General features: G+C 53.8%; 20 protein-coding genes. 11 read left to right on the forward strand and 9 right to left on the reverse strand.

The genetic code is table 11. The features are described from left to right. Positions 1-127: 127 nt before the first annotated feature. The 7 genes from CHH67_RS12545 to CHH67_RS12575 form a co-directional block, all read right to left on the reverse strand. Entirely contained in the window at positions 128-1000 is an 873-nt protein-coding gene (locus tag CHH67_RS12545) for a metal ABC transporter permease (protein ID WP_095265521.1), read from the reverse strand. A gap of 3 nt (positions 1001-1003) precedes the next feature. Further along, positions 1004-1924 carry a metal ABC transporter permease gene (locus CHH67_RS12550; RefSeq protein ID WP_095265522.1) on the reverse strand — a complete coding sequence of 307 codons (921 nt, stop codon included), beginning with the start codon at positions 1922-1924 and terminating at the stop codon, positions 1004-1006. Then, the gene (locus CHH67_RS12555) at positions 1921-2658 is read right to left on the reverse strand and encodes a metal ABC transporter ATP-binding protein (RefSeq protein WP_095265523.1); all 738 of its coding nucleotides are present in this window, start codon (positions 2656-2658) and stop codon (positions 1921-1923) included. The genes CHH67_RS12550 and CHH67_RS12555 overlap by 4 nt, the downstream gene beginning before the upstream one ends. A gap of 1 nt (position 2659) precedes the next feature. Continuing rightward, positions 2660-3628: a metal ABC transporter solute-binding protein, Zn/Mn family gene (locus tag CHH67_RS12560; RefSeq protein ID WP_095265585.1), complete on the reverse strand. Its 969-nt coding sequence runs from the start codon at positions 3626-3628 to the stop codon at positions 2660-2662. Between the two features lie 284 nt (positions 3629-3912). Further along, on the reverse strand, positions 3913-4284 hold the full coding sequence (locus CHH67_RS12565) for an MmcQ/YjbR family DNA-binding protein (protein WP_230875738.1): 372 nt from the start codon (positions 4282-4284) through the stop codon (positions 3913-3915). Between the two features lie 76 nt (positions 4285-4360). Continuing rightward, on the reverse strand, positions 4361-4867 hold the full coding sequence (locus CHH67_RS12570) for a CYTH domain-containing protein (protein ID WP_095265525.1): 507 nt from the start codon (positions 4865-4867) through the stop codon (positions 4361-4363). A gap of 193 nt (positions 4868-5060) precedes the next feature. Next, complete coding sequence (locus tag CHH67_RS12575) at positions 5061-6023, reverse strand: SDR family oxidoreductase (RefSeq protein ID WP_425320443.1); 963 nt, start codon at positions 6021-6023, stop codon at positions 5061-5063. 223 nt (positions 6024-6246) lie between these two features. Here CHH67_RS12575 and CHH67_RS26210 point away from each other — a divergent pair, with 223 nt between their 5' ends. From CHH67_RS26210 to CHH67_RS12585, 3 genes are all read left to right on the forward strand, one after another. Then, positions 6247-6423, forward strand: a complete 177-nt coding sequence (locus CHH67_RS26210; protein ID WP_155618292.1) for a hypothetical protein — start codon at positions 6247-6249, stop codon at positions 6421-6423. Between the two features lie 215 nt (positions 6424-6638). After that, positions 6639-7481 (forward strand): arylamine N-acetyltransferase, encoded by an 843-nt coding sequence (locus tag CHH67_RS12580; protein WP_095265527.1) that lies wholly within the window; start codon positions 6639-6641, stop codon positions 7479-7481. A 32-nt stretch (positions 7482-7513) separates the two neighbouring features. Beyond that, positions 7514-8488: an aldo/keto reductase gene (locus CHH67_RS12585; RefSeq protein WP_095265586.1), complete on the forward strand. Its 975-nt coding sequence runs from the start codon at positions 7514-7516 to the stop codon at positions 8486-8488. A 115-nt stretch (positions 8489-8603) separates the two neighbouring features. Here CHH67_RS12585 and CHH67_RS12590 read toward each other — a convergent pair whose 3' ends face one another. Continuing rightward, on the reverse strand, positions 8604-9542 hold the full coding sequence (locus CHH67_RS12590) for an aldo/keto reductase family protein (RefSeq protein WP_095265528.1): 939 nt from the start codon (positions 9540-9542) through the stop codon (positions 8604-8606). A gap of 165 nt (positions 9543-9707) precedes the next feature. Here CHH67_RS12590 and CHH67_RS12595 point away from each other — a divergent pair, with 165 nt between their 5' ends. Further along, positions 9708-10046 carry a winged helix-turn-helix transcriptional regulator gene (locus tag CHH67_RS12595; RefSeq protein WP_095265529.1) on the forward strand — a complete coding sequence of 113 codons (339 nt, stop codon included), beginning with the start codon at positions 9708-9710 and terminating at the stop codon, positions 10044-10046. 288 nt (positions 10047-10334) lie between these two features. Then, a complete protein-coding gene (locus tag CHH67_RS12600) occupies positions 10335-10988 on the forward strand; it encodes a YitT family protein (RefSeq protein WP_095265530.1) in 654 nt (217 codons plus the stop codon). A 246-nt stretch (positions 10989-11234) separates the two neighbouring features. Here the strand turns inward: CHH67_RS12600 and CHH67_RS12605 are convergent, their stop codons facing one another. After that, positions 11235-12515, reverse strand: a complete 1281-nt coding sequence (locus CHH67_RS12605; RefSeq protein WP_095265531.1) for an MFS transporter — start codon at positions 12513-12515, stop codon at positions 11235-11237. Between the two features lie 146 nt (positions 12516-12661). Between CHH67_RS12605 and CHH67_RS12610 the strand changes: the two genes are divergently transcribed. The 6 genes from CHH67_RS12610 to CHH67_RS12635 all read left to right on the forward strand — a co-directional run bounded on the left by CHH67_RS12610 (position 12662) and on the right by CHH67_RS12635 (position 19094). Further along, positions 12662-13336: a response regulator transcription factor gene (locus tag CHH67_RS12610; RefSeq protein WP_095265532.1), complete on the forward strand. Its 675-nt coding sequence runs from the start codon at positions 12662-12664 to the stop codon at positions 13334-13336. Beyond that, complete coding sequence (locus CHH67_RS12615; RefSeq protein ID WP_095265533.1) at positions 13333-15156, forward strand: sensor histidine kinase; 1824 nt, start codon at positions 13333-13335, stop codon at positions 15154-15156. Before CHH67_RS12610 ends, CHH67_RS12615 begins: the two co-directional genes overlap by 4 nt. Positions 15157-15302: 146 nt before the next feature. Beyond that, positions 15303-15992: a GDSL-type esterase/lipase family protein gene (locus tag CHH67_RS12620; protein WP_095265534.1), complete on the forward strand. Its 690-nt coding sequence runs from the start codon at positions 15303-15305 to the stop codon at positions 15990-15992. Between the two features lie 34 nt (positions 15993-16026). After that, positions 16027-17433, forward strand: a complete 1407-nt coding sequence (locus CHH67_RS12625) for an MBOAT family O-acyltransferase (protein WP_095265535.1) — start codon at positions 16027-16029, stop codon at positions 17431-17433. A gap of 16 nt (positions 17434-17449) precedes the next feature. Beyond that, entirely contained in the window at positions 17450-18595 is a 1146-nt protein-coding gene (locus CHH67_RS12630) for a DHHW family protein (RefSeq protein ID WP_095265536.1), read from the forward strand. Between the two features lie 4 nt (positions 18596-18599). Next, on the forward strand, positions 18600-19094 hold the full coding sequence (locus CHH67_RS12635) for a DUF4358 domain-containing protein (protein WP_095265537.1): 495 nt from the start codon (positions 18600-18602) through the stop codon (positions 19092-19094). Positions 19095-19102: the final 8 nt, after the last annotated feature.

The raw sequence follows: 19102 nt of genomic DNA on the forward strand, positions 1-19102 counted from the left end.
GCTCATATTCTGTCGAATCCGCCCATAAAAAAGAGACCGCCTTCCGTGAACTGCACTTCCATTCGTTAGAGGGGATCTAACGATGGAGATGCACTTCCACACAGGCGATCTCTTAAACAAGCTGTATTCAGATTTGGTCCGCCGGGCGCACCAGCCTGGACGCCAGCCCGTGCCGGGGGGAGAACAGGAAGCTGATCATGAAGATGATCCCGGTGGAAAAGGCCATCGAACCGGAGATCGAGGTGTCCAGCCATACCGCTATATAATAGCCCATGAATGCAGCTATGACCCCGAACACACCGCTAAGCCCCATCATCACCAGCAGCCGGTCCGTCCATAAATAAGCGGCTGCCGCCGGCGTAATCAGCATGGCCACCACCATAATCGCCCCCACTGCGTCAAAGGCCGCAACGGTCGTGATCGACACCAGCGACATAAACACATAATGCATCAGCACAACGGGAATGCCCAGGCTCGCAGCGAGCGCCGGATCAAACGACGTGATTTTCCATTCCTTATAAAAGGCCAAAATCACGCCTACGACCACCACAAGCACTCCGGACAGCAGCACAACCGCCTCCGGCACAGCCCCGATCCAGGGCAGCTCCGTCAGCTCCCATGGAATATACGTGATCTCCCCCATCAGCGTATGCTGAATGTCCAGATGGGCATTGCCGACCTTGGTCGCAATCAACACCACCCCGATGGCAAACAGGGAGGTAAACACCACGCCGATTGAAGCCTCCTGCTGAACCCCTCGGGCGTGAAGCCACTGCACGAACAAGGAGGTGAGCAGACCGGCCGTTACAGCGCCGATCAGCATATGCACACCGCTTAGCTCACGGGTGACGAGATAGGCCACCACGATGCCGAGCAGCACGGTATGACTGATTGCATCCGCCATCATCGCCATTCTTCGCAATATAAGCAGTACACCGATAAAACCGCAGGACAGCCCGACAAGAGAAGCCGTTAACAAGATCCATCCGGTATACGACATCGGTTATCCTCCCCTTTCCACCGTTTCGTGCGCTGGATGCGTATGCTGCTTCGTCAAGGCTGCCCGCTGCGCCCGATGCTGCAGGAGCATGACGAGCAGCCCTTTGCTTGTGCCCAGGGTCAAGGAGATCACAAACAGCACAGATGCCGTAAGCACGATGAACGGCCCTGTCGGCCATCCGTTCCCGGAGGCGCTAACCAGCGTCCCCACCGCGCCGGAGGCACCTCCGAACAGTGCCGCCAGCCCGATCATGCCGCCATAGGAATGCGTCCAGTAGCGCGCGCTGACGCCGGGCATGATCAGCAGCGCAGCCATCAAAATGACACCCGCCGCCTGAATGCCAATCACAATCACAAGCACGAGCAGAACCATATACAACAGGTTCATGACACGGCCGGACAAGCCGAGCCCGCCTCCAAATTGCGGATCAAACAAAAACAGCTTCCATTCCTTCCACGCTACCAGCGTCACAATTAGAACGAGCAGGGTAACGCCAAGCATCGTGTACACATCCTGTCTCACCATCGATGCCGACTGGCCGAATATAAAGCTGTCCAGCCCGCTCTGCTGACCGCCCGGCAATCGGTTGGCAAGGGTCAGCAGCATGATGCCGAGACCGAAGAACACGGACAGCACAATGCCCATCGCCGCATCCTCCTTGACCCGGCTGGATGTGCGAATCCACTGAATGAACAGCGCGCCAAGCAGCGCGCTCAGCGCCGCGCCGCCCAGCATGAACGGCAGGCTCTTCGTGCCCAGCACCGCGAACCCGGCAACCACGCCTGGCAGCGCAGCATGGGACAGCGCATCGCTCATCAGGCTCTGTCTCTTCCAGTAGGCGAAGCAGCCGACAACCCCGGCTGCCATCCCCAGCATCATCGTGCTTAAAAGCACCCATTGTGTATTCGCAGACAGTATCATCATCCGAGCCGATCTCCCATCCATCGGAGAGAGCCGCCATACGTTCTCATGATATTCGCCTGATTGAACGTGTCCGCTGTCTTCCCGTGCGCGATCACCGTCCGGTTCAGCATCAGCACATGATCGAAATATTCCTCTACCGTCTGCAAATCATGATGAACGACCATGACGGTCCGCCCTTTATTCTTCAATGTATTCAGCGTATCCATAATGACCTTCTCCGTTGCTGCATCCACACCCGCCAGAGGCTCATCCAGGAAGTACAGATCGGCATCCTGGACCAGCGCCCGGGCGAGGAACACCCGCTGCTGCTGCCCGCCGGACAGCTGGCTGATCTGACGATCGGCGTAATTGCCGAGCCCCATCTCCTCCAGCGCCGCCAGCGCCAGCTCCCGGTGCTTGCGCTTGGGCCACTTGAGCCAGCCGATCTTGCCATACAGCCCCATCATGACCACATCAAGCGCGTTCGTCGGAAAATCCCAATCGACCGATCCCCGCTGCGGCACATAACCGATCCTTGACTTCACCTGGGCATAGGGGGAGCCAAAGCAGGACACCACCCCCGACAGACGGGGGTGGAGATCCAGGATCGCCTTCAGCAGGGTCGACTTCCCTGCGCCGTTCGGCCCTACAATCGCGGTCAGCGTTCCAGGCAACACCTCGAAGCTGACATTGTCCAGCACTTTATTTTTACGGTAGGAAGCGTTAAGCTGTTCAACGCTCAGTACACGGTCCATGTTAATCTTCCTTTCCGGTTAATGCCGTATGAATCGTATCCACATTATGACGATACATGCCGATATATGTTCCTTCCTCCGTACCTGCCGCGCCCATCGCATCAGAGAACAGCTCGCCGCCGAGAGAAACCTCCAGCCCTTTCTGCTTGGCGCCCTCGATGACCGCATTGACCGAAGCCGGGTTAATGCTCGTCTCGATGAAGACGGCAGGCACGTTATGCTCCAGCAGAAGCCCGACCGTACGCTCAATGTCAGACAGACCCACTTCACTCTCCGTGCTTAAGCCTTGCAGACCTACCACCTCTATATCGAGCATGCGTCCAAAATATCCGAAGGCATCATGAGCCGTGATGAGCACTCTCTGCTCCTTGGGAATGTCCGCGATCTTCTCTTCCGCCTCACGCTTCAGCTGATCCAGCTCGGCAAAATAGGCCTGCTTGTTCGTCTCAAAATAGTCCGCATCTTCCGCCGAAGCCTTCTTCAGCTCTTCTGTTGCAGCGTCCAGCGCCTGCTTCCACAAATCAATATCAAACCAGACATGCGGATCGATGGCGCCATCCTCATCCTTCAACAGCTGATCCTCAGGGATCGTCTCCCCGATCGCAATGACCGGCTTTTTCTTCCCAAGCTGCTCGAATGCCTTGAGCATATTGGCTTCCAGATGAAGACCGCTGTACAGGATGATGTCCGCCCCGTCGAGCTTCTGAATATCCCCCGGCGTCGGCTGGTGCAAATGCGGGTCAACCCCCGGCCCCATCAAGCTTTCTACATTCACCCTGTCACCACCGATGACCGACATCGGCTCCGCGATCTGGGCAATGGTGGTCACCACTTTCAGGGTTGAGCCCGTGTCCCCGGGCTCTGCCTCCGCGCCTCCTTGTGACGCAGAGCAAGCTGTAAGCACAAGCAGCGCCGCCAGCATCAGGCCGATCCACCCCCGCCTTGCCATTTCGAATCTGTAGCTGTTCATCAATTTCATACTCTCCCTTCACTCCCTTTTCTCCTTACGCAACAAATAACACCCTTGTACAACAAATATTACCTTCGTCCAATAAGTTTCCTCGAGGAAACATTTATGTTTAAATACAAGTTATTTGAATTCGCTCATTTTGTCAATCCCTTTTGTGTAAATTTTGGAGTGGGAATATGATTGACAAAAAAAAACCGCCCTCCGGATAATATCCGGCAGCGGTTTATCATATTCGTAACTTCCGATGAATCAGAGCACCCTGGGGAGAGAGGCGCAAGCGCATCCTATACGAAGCGCTGGCTTATCGCCATGCGTTCCGCCTTGGGCAATCCCTTTAGCACCAGCTCATAGGAATGATCGATCATCTTGTGCAGATCCTCCTCGGTCAGTGAGCCATCAAGGATTACAGTGTTCCAGTGCTTCTTGTTCAGATGATAGCCCGGCTGCACCGCAGCATGCTGTTCTCGCAGATTCTCTGCAATCACCGGATCGCATTTCAAGGACAGGTTGTCCACCTTTCCTTCCGCCGTCAGGCTGAGCAAGGCAAACATCTTTCCTCCGACTTTGGCCACAAGCGGAAGCGGGCCGAACGGATAATCTTCGGTGGCGGCTTTCTTGGAAAGGCAGTATGCGGCAATCGGATCTTGGTCACGCAAGCGGATTCCCTCCTGTTCTCTCATATTCATTCCTACTAATAGACTGAGGTCAAATGGAGTCTCGCATCGTCCAGTTTCAAACTTCCTCCCGGCCTGTCTGCAGCTCTCTCCACACCTTCTTGTTGCTGTACTGTTTCTCCTCGCTGATATCCTTCCCGAACCAGGCTGGCGGCGCAAACGACGTCGCAGCTTCCAGCGTAGGGAACTCCACCTCAAGCACCAGCAGATCAATCTGGCTGTACTCGTCGATTTCGACGAGCTGCTCGCCCCAGCGCGCAGTCACTCTTCTCTTGATCAGCGGAATGGCGCCATGCGCCTGCACCACTTGCTCATACAAGCCTGCGGAGATCGCATATTCAATCTCTTCCCTGGCCAGTCCCCATCCCTTCTTGAAAGTGTGGGTGTATTCCACCTTGCCGGTCTGGGCATCCGTCATTTTGCGAACACGCAGCTCCTGATCCTCGTCCAGTGCCAGATAGGTCTGTTCGATCAGCTGCTCCTTCTCCACAACCAGGCTTCCCTCTTCAATCAGGGCTTCAGGATATTCGTTCAAAAGAAATTTGCGTTCAATTTCAACGGCCATTTGTTGTCTTCCTCCCACTCAGGTATCCAGTTCTATCGTTCCATTATACGTGCGGAAGCCCGGCACGCACAATGAAAAGACGGCGTTACACCGCCGTCCCTCGTCGTTACGTATGTTCATTCCGCTGATATAGGCTATCAGCTGCAGCCTCCTGCTGTTGCACGAGTCTGGGGAGAGAGACAAGAAGTGCCGCTTAGCCCATCACTTCTCCGCCATTGACATGCAGCACCTGTCCCGTCACGAACCGGGAGTCATCCGAGGCCAGATACACATAGGTCGGTGCCAGCTCGAAAGGCTGCGCTGTCCGTTCCATCGGATTATACGCCCCGAAAACCGCATTCGAGTCCGAGGAGAAGCTGGCCGGAATCAGCGGTGTCCAGATTCTGCCTGGCGCTACGGCGTTCACCCGAATGCCCCGCCTCACGACGTTGTTGGCAAGCGCGCGGGTAAAGCCGACGTTCGCCGCCTTCGTCGCTGTGTAGTCGATCATCTCCTTCTCCCCGGCAAAGGCTACAACCGAAGCCGTGTTAATGATCGCGCTTCCCGGCTTCATATGCGGAAGGGCCGCCCGCGTTGTATAGAAGTGGGAGTAGATATTTACCTTAAACGTATCGTCAAACTGCTCGTCAGTAATATCCGTCAGGCCTTCCTGCTGGAACTGGATGCCGACGTGATTGACCAGCACATCCAGCCGTCCGAACGTCTCCACCGTTCTGGCTACAATCGCTTCGTTCTGCGCTTTCTCCCGAAGGTCTCCCGGGAGCAGCAGACAGCGCCGGCCCAGTGCCTCCACTCTTGCCTTGGTCCGGTTCGCATCGTCATGCTCATCCAGATAAGAGATGGCCACATCAGCGCCTTCCTTGGCGAATGCAATCGCTACAGCAGCCCCAATCCCGCTGTCTCCTCCCGTAATGAGCGCCACGTTTCCTTCCAGCTTGCCGCTCCCTTTGTAATTCGGGTTCTCAATGATGGGCCTCGGAACCATCAATCCTTCAACGCCCGGCTGTCTGAGCTGGCGCTGCTCCGGAAAATTCATCGGCATCTCTTGATAGCGGGTTATTTTTCCATAGTTCGGATACATCGGATAAGGACTTGTCAGCTTATGCTGCTCGAACCATTCCTGATACTGCCGAATCTGCTCAAGCAGCTGCTCCATCGAAGCTGTACCCTGTTTGTGTTCATGATGATTCATCGTAAACCTCCTCTACATTGCTCTTATACCGTATGTCGTCTGGGCGAATGCCGTGCCTGTTCATACGGTTCTTCCACAGAGCCTGCACGCGAGAGAGCAGTGCAGCTTTCCGTCGTACGTGCTCCTTTCCGCTGAGTGTTGAATAGGCTGATATGAACGTAACCCAAGGGTCAGGAGGCTTGCACTGATGACAATGCGATTTGATTTTCATCCACGGGCTCGGCTGCTGCTGGTCAACCACACCAATGAGAAGGTACAGATGCTCTACAATGCCAACCCTTATACTTGGTCGATGCCTCTGATTGGCGCCCGTCCGCCTTTCTATGCCAACCCGCGCTATGAGCCGAATTATCCGCTGATTTAATCCGTGCCACAGCAAAATCCAGGCAAGTAAAAAGCTCTTTCCGCAGGTTGTTCCTGTCATGAAAGAGCTTTTTCGAATTTGAAGCGTTCACCACCTTACGGGGGAAGTGGCCCCCGTTGATTTCCGTTCAATTCCTCTCGCATTTCTCTGCTTATACCAATCGCGTATAATGGAGTTAACCGGGCTGGGCCTATTTATATTAAGGAGGATGCTCAATGAAACTGTCTGATAGCGCTAGAGCGTATTTACACAGCCTTGGGCTGGAGCAAGAGCCGCCTTCTCTGTCTTTTCTGGAGCGCATCTGCCTTGCCCATCTCAATACATATCCTTTCGAAAACATCAGCAAGCTGATTTATTTCCGTGATCATGCCGGAGATAAGTGGGGGAATCCGCTTCCCTCGCTCGAGACCTTTGTCAACAATCACCGGGACTACCACTATGGAGGAACCTGCTATGTCCTCAATTCCAACTTGAAGCTCCTGCTGCAAGCTGTGGGATTTGCGTGTTATCACATCAAGCTCGGCAACGAGCATATCGGAATCATCGTTCATATCGCGGATGATCGGTATTATGTCGACTGTGGAGCAGCCGCTCCCTTCTTCAAGCCGGTTCGCTTCGAAACGGATGCCCATAACATCTCCAGCTTCGGGGGTGACCGAGTTCATCTGCTTCCCGAGGAGCCGCAGCAACACCAGTATAAATACGTTCGTTACATTCAGGACAAGCAGAGCGGAAAGACCTGGCACTTCGATTCCAGACAGCCCTATCAGATTCAGGATTTCTATTCTATCGTAAGCGAATCGAACCGCCCCGGCACCACCTTCATGACGATCCTCCGCTGTCAGCTGTATCAGACGAAGAACGAGCAGAGCTTGTCCCTCGTTAACAACAAATTCGGCATTCGGTACGCCAGTGGAGAAACTGCGGTCAGAACGCTAACGTCCGTTCAAGAGATTCAGCAGGTACTGGCTGACGAATTCAAGCTGCCGCGCCTTCCCGTTGCAGAGGCTATCGCCGTGCTGGAGACCCTGGAAGTCGATATTTTTGCCAATACTTGATTGAGAAGGAATATACGAAGGAGTGGATTGTTATGAATTATCGCCGTCTGGGAAACAGCGGGCTGCACGTGTCCGAGCTTGGTCTCGGGACGAACGCATTTGGAAAAAGAGCCGATGAAGCAGCGTCCATCCGGATCATTCATCATGCCATACACCACGGCATCAATTTTATCGATACAGCCAACATCTATGCAGGCACCGAATCCGAACGCATCATCGGATTAGCGCTGAAGGGGAAGCGGCATGAAGTCGTGCTGGCAACCAAGGCGGGGCTTGTCAGAGGAGAAGGGCCGAACGCACGCGGCTCCTCCCGCTATCACTTGCAGAAGGAGCTGGAGGACAGCCTGCGCCGCCTCAATACCGATTACGTCGATCTGTATCAAATACATACCTTTGATCCGCACACGCCGCTGGAGGAAACGCTGCGGACGCTGGACGACATGGTGTCTGCAGGAAAAGTCCGGTATATCGGAGCCTCCAACTATGCCGCCTGGGAGATCATGAAGGCGCTGGGGATCAGCGAACAGAAGGGATACGTCCGGTATGTCTCCACGCAGACCAGCTACTCGCTGGCCGATCGAACCCCGGAGGGTGAACTGGTGCCGCTGTGTCTGGATCAAGGGGTGGGCATCATTCCGTATTTCCCGCTGGCGGGCGGCATACTGACCGGCAAATACAACCAGGGCAGCCTTGTGCCTGCCGGTTCCCGTGCCGACACCGACCCGAACTTCCAGCGCTTCCTGGAGGAGCGGAATGTGAAGCTTGGCGAGCAGGTCAGCCAGCTTGCGGCAGAGCATGGCTATTCCCCGAGCGCGCTGTCGCTGGCATGGCTGATGAAGCAGCCTGCCGTGTCCACGGTCATTGTCGGCGCTACGAAGACCGAGCAGCTTGATGATAATCTGCAAAGTCTGGATATCGAAATCAACGAGACGCTCGCCGCTCAACTGAACCGGATCAGTGAGCCATTCATCCACGCCAAGCCGTTTGCCGCCTACCGCCTCAGTTAAGTTAAGAAAAAACCGCCCCTATGCAGTACCTGCTTGGCAGGAAGCTGCAATAGGGGCGGTTTGTCTACTTGAACCCATTCTGGCTTATATGGTTGATATGTCTATCTCTGTCTCGTTATTTCAATATCTCCTCAATGCGGTTCAGAACATCCTCGCTCAGCTCGACGCCGGACGCCTTGGCGTTCTCTTCCACCTGCTCCGGACGGCTTGCGCCCACCAGCGCGCTCGCTACGTTCGGCTGACGAAGAATCCAGGCCAGCGCCAGGTTGCCGACAGACAGATCCAGTTCGGCTGCTACCTTCTCCAGTTCACGAACCTTCGCAATTTTCTCTTCCGTGATGCCTTTGCGCATCCACTCCAGCTTCGCCGCACGGCTGTCAGCCGGAATATCGTTAGCCGAAGTGTATTTCCCTGTCAGCAGTCCTTGCGCCAGCGGCGAGAACACCACCTGACCGATCCCGGAGCGCTCGCTAAGCGGGATGATCTCCTTCTCGATATAACGCTCGAACATGTTGTAGATCGGCTGATTGACAACGATGCGATCCAGCAGATAGCGATCAGCTACGCCAAGCGCCTCGGCAATCTGGGAAGCCTGCCATTCACTGACGCCAACATATAGGACCTTGCCTTGACGAACCAGATCATCAATCGCGCGCAGCGTCTCGTCGAGCGGCGTTTCCGGATCATGACGGTGGCAGTAGAAAATATCGATATAATCATGCCCCAGACGCTTCAGGCTCGCATGGGCCTGCTCCATTACATGCTTGCGGGACAAGCCTTTGTCATTCGGACCGTCGCCCATTGGCCAGAATGCTTTCGTTGCCAGAACATACGATTCGCGCGGATACGCTTTCAGCGTTTCTCCGACCAGCACCTCCGCGGCGCCTCTTTCATAGACATTCGCCGTGTCAAAAAAGTTGATCCCGAGATCATAGGCGGTCTTGATGGCATTTACCGCATTCTCGCGTTCAACATAACCTCCATATGTAAGCCAGCTGCCCAAGCTGATCTCACTCACTTTCAAACCTGTGCGACCTAATCTTCTATACTTCACTTGCCATTCCTCCTTCGAAAAATGCTGTGAATCCGAGTTACATCTGTTATTCTAAAATAGTTCCTATTTCTTTTGAAGAAGTGAAATGTTATTCACTATATTATATAGAGGATAGATAATATACTTTAGTATAGTTAATATCTACAGAGCAGGAGGCGGATAACGATGGGAAATAAAGCGAACAGCTATATCCCGAAAACCCCGGATCACATCGAATGCAACATTGAGAAGACATTGCTTGTGCTCGGAGGCAAATGGGCCTTCCTCGTGCTTCGCGAGCTTTTTTGCGGGACCAGACGCTTCGGGGAGCTTCAGCGAAGCATTCCTAACGTCAGCCCGCGCGCCTTGACCAGCACCCTGCGCCATCTTGAAGAGCAGGGCGTTCTGGAGAGAACCGTATATCCGACCGTTCCGGTCACCGTGGAGTATACACTGACGCCGAAAGGAATGGATCTGCACGGCATCTGCAAAGAAATGAAGCTGTGGGCGGCTCGCTGGACATAATAGGGCCCGGTAGGGGTGGTCTGGCCGGGATGGGACAATCGGCCATCCGTCGATCCATTACATAAGCGTCCCTTATACCTGCTTTACCCTAACTGACCTGGTGAAACCTAAACCGGGCATTGCCCGAAGAACCGACAAGGCTCTTTCGGACAGTGCCCGGCTTTTTTGCGCGTCTATTTCATTTTTCCCGCCAATCGATAATCATTCCTCCGCCGTGACAAGCATACATTAATAGAGCATAAGCAGGACTGGCTTAAGACTTCTATTCCACGAAGGATGATTATTCGTATGCGTATACCATTCCTACCGGGCCGCGATCCCAGCTTCATCCGCAGATTGATCAACAAGCTGTCCATGATTGCCGCAGGCTCGATCATTCAGGGCTACGCCATGGCCGTATTCCTGTTTCCCCATGCGATTCCCTCCGGGGGCGGAGCCGGGATTGCCGTTCTGCTCAACCACGGTTTTGGCATACCGATGAGTCTCGGATTATGGTTCGCCAACATTGCGTTTCTGCTGTTTACCGTCCACTACCTGGGCAGCGTGAGCGCCGTCGGGACGGTGCTGGTTATTACCATAACCTCTGTGTCCGTCAACTTCTTTGAAGTTTATGTGGCGCCGCCGATGAACAACGTATGGCTGGATCTGCTGCTCGGCTCGCTCCTGCTCGGGACAGGCATTGCGCTGCTGATGAAGCAGCGGGTATCCAACGGCGGGATTGGTTATGTGGCCCTCGCCATATACAAGTACAAACGCATTCATCCCGGCACTTCCTTGTTCTGGATGAACGGCTTTATTTTTGCGCTGACGGCCTATGTCATTGATTGGCAAATCATCGTTCTGGCGGTGCTGTGCCAGTGGCTCTCCACGCGAATGATCCATTTCATTCTCCGCATCCAGAGTCCGAGGCCGGCGCTGCGCCCGGCTTGGCGCAAGAAGTGACCTTTCCTTGCCCTTACGGCGCACGCTGCATGACAACCTTCGGTCGACGACATCCACCTGCCAGGCTAACATCGCCGGGAGCGCCTGGTCGTCCACCGGAACCGAAGCTTCTCATTCTCGCACTAACGTATGCGGATCCGTCCGCTTCGTCCGGCAGATGCTGACAGACATGGGGCTCTTGATCATAGCCCGCGCTCACACTCGCACTATGTCTGTCTTTATCGCATCGGACTCATGTCCGTCGGTTTACCGTCCTCCAGCAGGCTTCAGCATGCCGACACGGCCCTTCTCTCTCTTCCCTTCAGGCCTCCGGTCCTGCTCTCCTTCCTCATGCTCCTTGTTCACCCGAATCAGGAACAGCGCCAGCAGGCCTACGAGCAGCGTAAAGGCCGCCAGTGACAGAAACATCCCGACCCGCGACCATTCCATCAGCCATCCGAACAGCGGCGGGCCAATCGCCACACCGAAGAAACGGACGGAGCCGTACAGCGAGGTGACAAAGCCTCTTCGTTCCTTCCCTACCGCACCGGTAATAAAGCTGTTGACACAAGGCAGAATCAAGCCGGTTCCGAGACTGCTAATGGCAAGCACGGCGATGAACAGCGTCAGATGCCCGATAAACGACAGCAGTGCATAAGAAATCGTCATAAACGCAAACCCGAGCACGATGAGACGCTTCATCAGCTTTTGGTTTTTGCCGATTTTGCTGCCGGTAACATACGAGGTTGTACACATCACGAGCAGCGGAACCGCCAGAATCAGCCCCTTGACCACCCCTTCGATGTGATGGGTCTTCTCCAGCACCTCGGACAGGAAGAACAGAATGCCGAACAAGGTGAACAGGCATGTGGCTCCCGCGAGATAGGCCGTCAGCAGCCATCTGCCTTCATGCTTGAACACGCTGGCGAGGCCCTGGAAGTACTTTTTCACCCCTGGGGGCTTCTCGCTCTTCTCCTTTTCCTTGATAAAAATCCACGTCAGAATGATCGAAATCAGCACCACGCCCGGAAAAGCAAAAAACACGCCATACCAAATGATCAAACCGATCAAAGAGCCGAGAATCGGCGATATGACCTTCCCGAAGCCGTTTGATGCCTCGACAAGCCCGAGCACCCGACTCTCTTCAGAGCCCTTGAATAAATCTCCTGCCAGCGCCATCGCAATCGGAGCTGTTCCCGCTGCCCCGATGCCCTGAAGCGTCCGCCCTACCAGGATCCAGGCATAAGCATTGGCGAACAGCGCTGCCGCAAAGCCGGCCAGAAGCCCGCCAATCCCGTACAAGAACAATGCCGGTATAATAACCACCTTGCGTGAGAACCTGTCAGATAAATAGCCGAGCACCGGAATCGCGAATGCGGCTACCAAGGAGAACATCGTGATCGTCAGGCTGACCTGCAATGATGTGAGATGAAGCTCTGACTTCATCTTCGGCAGCACCGGAATGATCATCGAGTTTCCAAGTGTCATAATAAGAGGAATCGATCCGATCGCTACGATCGTTTTAGTGGAAGTACGCTGTTCACCCATACTGCTGCAAGTCCCCTTCCTTCGTCAAACATGCGCTTAGAATGTCCTGCCAGGTTACCCTTTATTCCAGATGGAGCATTTGTTTCGTTGCAGAAATCATGTTAGTATCCAAAGCAAGATCGAGAACATGATGGCGAGGTTGTTATATGTCAACAATATTAATTGTGGAAGATGAAGTCATCCTGCGGGAAGTGATGAAGGATTATTTGCTGGAGGACGGTTATCAGGTGCTGGAGGCCGGCGATGGCAAAAAAGCGCTGGAGCTTGTAAAAGAGACCGGCGTGGATCTGATCATTCTGGACATTATGCTGCCGGAGATGGACGGATGGTCGGTGTGCAAACGAATCCGCAAGGAATCGGACGTTCCGATCATCATGCTGACAGCCCGCTCCGATGAAGACGATACGCTGATGGGCTTTGAGCTGGGGGCAGACGATTATGTTACCAAGCCGTACAGCCCGCCGATCCTGCTGGCCCGAGTCAAGCGGCTACTACAGACCCGGCAGCTCCGTGTACAAGCGGACACTTCCCTCACCTGCGGCAGCATCACCATTCATTTTCCGTCCCGAACGGTTACGGTGGATGGGGCTCCTTGCAGCTTGACGCATACCGAATTTGAGATGCTCGCTTATTTGATGAAGAACAGAGGCATCATCATAACCAGGGAACAGTTAATTACCAAGATCTGGGGGTATGACTATATTGGCGATGACCGGACGATCAACAGCCATATCCGCAATCTGCGGGCCAAGCTGGGAGAACACGCCGGGCATATTGTCACCGTTGTACGATCAGGCTATAAATTCGAGGAGCATCCATGAAGAGCATTGTACTTAAGCTGTTTCTGCTGACCACGATGGTCTGCCTGCTCACAGTCGCCATTATATTTGTTGGACAGACCGTGTTCTTCAAGCAATTCTATGCTCATCAGAAAATACAGGACGTCCAATCGGCCATTCAAGCCTATGTCGAAGATGAACGCAAGGCTGGTGACAACCCTCAAGCGCTCGCAGAGCTGGAACAGGATTTCTATCGACAGCATAACACTTGGATTGCCACCCTGGACGCGCAAGGGCGCTTGAAGTTTACAGACGATTTTCTGATGGAAATCAGACTGGATCAAGCCGAGGGCTTCGATCTTGCTGATGCCGTACTAACCATTCCTTTGTACAGTGTGATGAACGCGGAGGATTTCTACAGCGATCGTCCGTTCCCTCAGCCCTGGGTACAAGAGGGAGAAGAGATCACAATCGAAGGCATCATGATCCACGGGCAGCCTATTCCCCAGCGCATGGGAAGGGACGTCTCCAATCTGCGTTCAGAGAATCGCCTGGAGAACAGCCAGATGGTAAACAAGGAGTTCGAGATTCTCCATAACCGCTATCATAGCAACGGGACCAAGTATCGTGAGGCCTACCCCGGATTTCTGGTCCAAGGCACGATTACACAGCTTCGAACTCCTGAAGGGGCAGCGGCCGCGCGCTATGCCAACCGCTTATTTATGGATCGCATCCTGGCGTTTCAAGCGGACCTGCTGTACGGTGACTTCGATCCCTCCCCGGGTCCCCATCCCGTTATGGATTTCTCGGAAAATCAGGTGAATTACAAAATCTTCGTCGAGCGCAGCCAAGACGGCGACGGAAATGCTGAATATGTGTTTGCGATGACGTCGCTGCAGCCGGTGAATGAAGCGGTGGGGATGCTCGAACAATACTACGTGTATGTGATTATCGCCACGATCCTGCTGGTGATGCTCGTTTCCTTTTATTATTCCCGGCGGATATCCCGTCCTCTGCTGCGCATGAATCGTGTCACCCGGCAAATGGCAGGCCTGGATTTCTCGGAGGATCTTCCGATTACAAGCAAGGACGAGATCGGCAGCTTGTCGCGCAGCATCAATGAGCTGTCCGGACGGCTTCATGCCCATATCCTCCGCTTGGAGGAGGACATCGAGAAGGAGAAACAGCTGGAGCGTACGCGTAAAGAATTCATATCCAGCGTTTCGCATGAGCTCAAGACGCCGCTGAGCGTTATTCAGAGCTGTCTTGCCATTCTGAAGGACGGCATCGCCCCTCATAAACGGGACTATTATTTTCAAGCGATGGAAGATGAGGTCCGCCGCATGGATATGCTGATTGCCGATATGCTGGAGCTGGCCAAGTATGAATCCGGAACGTATAAAATGAACATGGACTCCTTTTCTATCGATGCCGTCATCGAGCGGACCTGCGCTAAACTGGCGGATGAACTCGCGGCTAAGCAGCTTCATTTATACACTTCCCTGCCGCCTGTAGTGGTCATGGGCAACGAGCTTCGGATTGAACAGGTCATCGTCAATTTCCTGACCAATGCGATTCGTTATACGCCGGAGCAGCAGGCCATTCACATTACAATCTCCAAGGAGACGGATAGCGCCCGGATCTCCATCGAGAATAAAGGGGCTCGCATTCCGGATGAGCAGCTGGAGAGAATCTGGGACCGCTTCTACCGCGGCGAGCAATCACGCGGCCGCGCGACGGGCGGAACCGGACTTGGCCTTGCGATATCCAAGAAAATTCTGGAGATGCACGGCGTGCCTTATGGCGCGGTTAACACAGACGATGGGGTTTTGTTTTATTTTCATTTACGCACAAAAACGTAGAGCGAAAGGCTCTGCGTTTTTTTATTTGAGCTTGATCTCATCTGCACTTCATCTTGATCTCGGCTGGCTACACTCGTTCTCGAAGCTTCAGGTGTACAGACACCGACATACAGAAGCTCTTACACCAACGAAGGAGAAGATGAGCCATGAAAAAGATTATGATGATATTCCTTACGGGAAGCCTGGCGATTGCCTTGACTGCTTGCGGACAGGATGCACCCGTCATCCCTGAATCGGAGGGACAAGTATCTCAATCCCCCGAGACGCCCGAATCGCGGGGAACCAGCTCAACCGGATCAATGAACACCGATGCTCAACTGTGGTTTGAAGACAGTGTATTTTTCGGAGATTCCATTACGGAAGGGTTATCCTACCACGATGTGCTTAAGGAAGAGATTGTTCTGGCAGGCGCGGGAAAAACGTCGGAATTCGCACTTAAGGATGTTGAAGAGCTGGCCAAGCGAAACCCGAAGCGAATCTATATCCAGCTCGGCTCGGACGATATTCTGTGGCCTACGGACGATCCGATAGCGTACTCCATGAACAACTACGCCAAGCTGATTGAGGATATGAAGCAGCAGCTGCCGCAAGCAAGGATTACGCTTCTGTCCGTCACGCCGGTAACAGAGGCAGCAGAGGACAAGGAGCCGCGTTACAGCCGGATCGCAGATTACAATCACAGCCTCAAACAGCTCGCGGAGCGGGAGAACGTTCATTTTATCGATATCTCTCCGATATTTGCTGACAGCCCGGATCTGTATGATACCGACGGGATTCACTTCAAGCCCGAATATTATCCGATACTGTTGGAGTTTCTGAAGGATCAGGTGGAGTAGGCCGCTGCAGGCTGCCATCCGGAGGTGACAATACTTGGTCTTTAGCAGTCTCAACTTTCTGTTTCTTTTTCTCCCGCTGGCGCTGCTGGTCTATTATCTGTCGCCGAGGAAGCTGCGAAATGCTGTGCTGCTGGCGGCAAGCCTGATCTTCTATGCGTGGGGAGAGCCGCTGTACATTCTCCTGATGATCGGATCAACGGTATTCGATTATATGAACGGACGGCTGATCGAAAAGTACAGGCACCGGAAGGCAGTCCAAAGCACGGTGTTTATCGCATCGATGACAGGCAGTCTGGCGGTTCTCGGACTGTTCAAATATGCCGGTTTTGTCGTGGACAATATCAATCAGCTGTTTCACCTGAATATCGAGGCGGCTGATCTGCCGCTGCCCGTGGGGATTTCCTTCTACACATTTCAGACGATGTCCTACGTGATTGACGTCTACCGCGGCAAAGTGCCGGCGCAGCGGAATATCATCTCTTTCGGCGCCTACGTGGCCATGTTCCCGCAGCTTGTTGCCGGCCCGATCGTGAAGTACAGCCACATTGCCGCCCAGCTTGAATCCCGCAAAGTGACGCTGGAGCGCTTCGGGGAAGGCGCAGAGCTGTTCATGAGAGGCCTTGCCAAAAAAGTGCTGCTGGCCAACAATATCGGGCTGCTATGGGCCCATATCAAGGCGGAGCCGATCGAGCAGCTGAGCGTACTGTCCGCATGGCTGGGCATAGTGGCATTTACGCTGCAAATTTATTTTGATTTCAGCGGATATTCCGACATGGCGCGCGGGCTTGGCAAGATGTTCGGGTTCGATTTCTTGGAGAACTTCCGTTACCCCTATATCTCCAGAAGCGTGACGGAGTTCTGGCGGAGATGGCATATTTCGCTGGGCTCCTGGTTCCGCGAGTATGTGTATATCCCGCTTGGGGGCAATCGATCAGGGCTGGTGAAGCAGCTTCGCAATTTGGGGATCGTCTGGTTTCTGACCGGCTTCTGGCATGGGGCCAGCTGGAACTTTATCATCTGGGGATTGTATTTCGGCGTCCTTGTGATGACCGAGAAGCTGGTCTTGCTGCGCTGGCTTGAACGCAGCCCTGCCGTTGTCAGCCATGTCTACACACTGCTGGCGGTAATGGTAGGCTGGGTCTTGTTCGACCTGGAGCATATAGCTTCCGCCTGGCATTTCATCGGCGTGATGTTCGGCAGCGGCGCACATGCTGCAGTAGACCAGAAGGCGCTCTATGATCTGTCGACGTATGCGGTCCTGCTTGTTCTGTCAGCTATCTGTGCAACCCCGCTGCCTGGGGCGATACTCACCTTAATCAAGCAAACATGGAGAACGGCCGGGATCGTGCTCATCCCATTGATTTATGCGCTGCTCCTGGTGCTGTCTACCGCCTATTTGGTCAATGAAAGCTATAATCCATTTTTATATTTTCGATTCTAAAAAAGGGGGGACGGACATGGAACGGAATGTTACCCTCATTCGAAAAGCGCTGGCTGTTCTGCTGCCGCTGTTCATTGCTGTATTCGCCGTCCTCCATGTCGCGATGCCAGATCGGTCATTCTCGGAAGCGGAGAACCGGGTGCTTCTGCAGCTGCCTCGCTTTTCCCTGAAAGCATTGATGTCCGGACAATTCACTGCCGACTTCGACCAATACGTGTCCGATCAATTTGTGTTCAGGGATGCCTGGATCGGGGTGAAAACCGATGTGGACCGTGCGCTGGGAAAGAAGGAAAACGGCGGTGTCTTTCTGGCGGAGGACGGATATCTTATCCAAACATTCAATCCCCCTTCTGAGGCGGATGTGGAGAAGAGAGCCGAGGCCATCCTAGCCTTTGACCGCGCGACGCCGGAGCTGCGGAAATATGTCATGCTGGTGCCGACCGCAGCAACCGTGCTGCAGGATAAACTGCCTCCATTCGCTTCGGCCGGGGATGAGCTCCAGTATCTGGAACGGATGCGAAGCAGATTTCCGGCCACGGTTCATGATATTGATGTATATCCGGCACTGGATGCTATGCGGGAGAAGCCGATTTTTTATCAAACCGACCATCACTGGACCACCTTGGGAGCTTACACCGCTTACGTTGAGCTATGCAAACACCTGGGACTGAACCCGCTGCGCCAGGATGAATTTGATATTCGGCAGGCCACTGACCACTTCTACGGATCGCTGTATTCCAGAAGCGGATTTCGCCATCTCCGGCCCGACCGGATTGAGCTGTATTGGCCGAAGGACCCGGTGAAATATACGGTAACCTACGTCGATGAAGGGCTCACTACAGATTCGCTGTATGCCGTGGACCAGCTTGAAGCCAAGGACAAATACGCGGTGTTCCTGAACGGAAATCATGGACTCGTCCAGATCAAGACCGCCCATCCCAGCAAGAAGAAGCTGCTCTTGGTCAAGGACTCGTATGCCAACAGCTTGATTCCGTTTCTGTTACCGCATTTCAGCGAGATTGATGTCGTTGACTTGAGGTACTACGAGGAGGATTTAGCCTCGTTTGCGAAGGCGCGAGATTTTGATGATATGCTGCTGCTGTACAATGCCAACACGTTTTTTGAGGATTCGTCTATATTAACCTTGCATGAATCGGAGTGATCTAATGAGACAAACACAATTACGTATATGGAGCTTCCCCCTCGTCCTGCTTGCCCTTGCCGTTGCCTTCGGCATATTATCCGGCTGCTCCGGCAGCGGTACGAACGCTGAAGAACCAGCCTCGGCAGCTGAAATCGGGCAGGCTATCGAGCAGGCGGTACAATTGGATCATATGAATAAGGGCGATCTGGATAAAATTCAGAAAATATATCGGATCGACAAGGATGACATTGCAGACTTTGTGCTCTATACGTCGGCATCCAATGTGAAAGCTGATGAACTTGCTGTGATTCAACTCAAGGACCCGGGCCGGATTGCGAGTGTTAAGGAGAACATCGAGCTGCACATCGAGCGCCAGAAAGCCAAATTTAAAGACTATCGGCCTGACGAATATTATCTGGTTGAACGGCATGTTATGAAATCAAAGGGTTCCTATGTCTTATTCGCCGTATCCGACCAGGCTGATCAAATGGAACGCGTATTTGATGACGCATTCTAAACGCAACA

It is taken from the genome of Paenibacillus campinasensis, from assembly GCF_002272015.1.
Classification (GTDB): Bacteria; Bacillota; Bacilli; order Paenibacillales; family Paenibacillaceae; genus Paenibacillus_AQ; species Paenibacillus_AQ campinasensis.

Coding starts and splice junctions, on each gene's coding strand:
- CHH67_RS12545 (WP_095265521.1), bottom strand. CDS start 1,000: ATGTCGTATACCGGATGGATCTTGTTAACGGCTTCTCTTGTCGGGCTG.
- CHH67_RS12635 (WP_095265537.1), top strand. CDS start 18,600: ATGAGACAAACACAATTACGTATATGGAGCTTCCCCCTCGTCCTGCTT.
- CHH67_RS12605 (WP_095265531.1), bottom strand. CDS start 12,515: ATGGGTGAACAGCGTACTTCCACTAAAACGATCGTAGCGATCGGATCG.
- CHH67_RS12615 (WP_095265533.1), top strand. CDS start 13,333: ATGAAGAGCATTGTACTTAAGCTGTTTCTGCTGACCACGATGGTCTGC.
- CHH67_RS12610 (WP_095265532.1), top strand. CDS start 12,662: ATGTCAACAATATTAATTGTGGAAGATGAAGTCATCCTGCGGGAAGTG.
- CHH67_RS12600 (WP_095265530.1), top strand. CDS start 10,335: ATGCGTATACCATTCCTACCGGGCCGCGATCCCAGCTTCATCCGCAGA.
- CHH67_RS12585 (WP_095265586.1), top strand. CDS start 7,514: ATGAATTATCGCCGTCTGGGAAACAGCGGGCTGCACGTGTCCGAGCTT.
- CHH67_RS12575 (WP_425320443.1), bottom strand. CDS start 6,023: ATGGAGCAGCTGCTTGAGCAGATTCGGCAGTATCAGGAATGGTTCGAG.
- CHH67_RS12550 (WP_095265522.1), bottom strand. CDS start 1,924: ATGATGATACTGTCTGCGAATACACAATGGGTGCTTTTAAGCACGATG.
- CHH67_RS12630 (WP_095265536.1), top strand. CDS start 17,450: ATGGAACGGAATGTTACCCTCATTCGAAAAGCGCTGGCTGTTCTGCTG.
- CHH67_RS12580 (WP_095265527.1), top strand. CDS start 6,639: ATGAAACTGTCTGATAGCGCTAGAGCGTATTTACACAGCCTTGGGCTG.
- CHH67_RS26210 (WP_155618292.1), top strand. CDS start 6,247: ATGACAATGCGATTTGATTTTCATCCACGGGCTCGGCTGCTGCTGGTC.
- CHH67_RS12620 (WP_095265534.1), top strand. CDS start 15,303: ATGAAAAAGATTATGATGATATTCCTTACGGGAAGCCTGGCGATTGCC.
- CHH67_RS12555 (WP_095265523.1), bottom strand. CDS start 2,658: ATGGACCGTGTACTGAGCGTTGAACAGCTTAACGCTTCCTACCGTAAA.
- CHH67_RS12570 (WP_095265525.1), bottom strand. CDS start 4,867: ATGGCCGTTGAAATTGAACGCAAATTTCTTTTGAACGAATATCCTGAA.
- CHH67_RS12595 (WP_095265529.1), top strand. CDS start 9,708: ATGGGAAATAAAGCGAACAGCTATATCCCGAAAACCCCGGATCACATC.
- CHH67_RS12560 (WP_095265585.1), bottom strand. CDS start 3,628: ATGAACAGCTACAGATTCGAAATGGCAAGGCGGGGGTGGATCGGCCTG.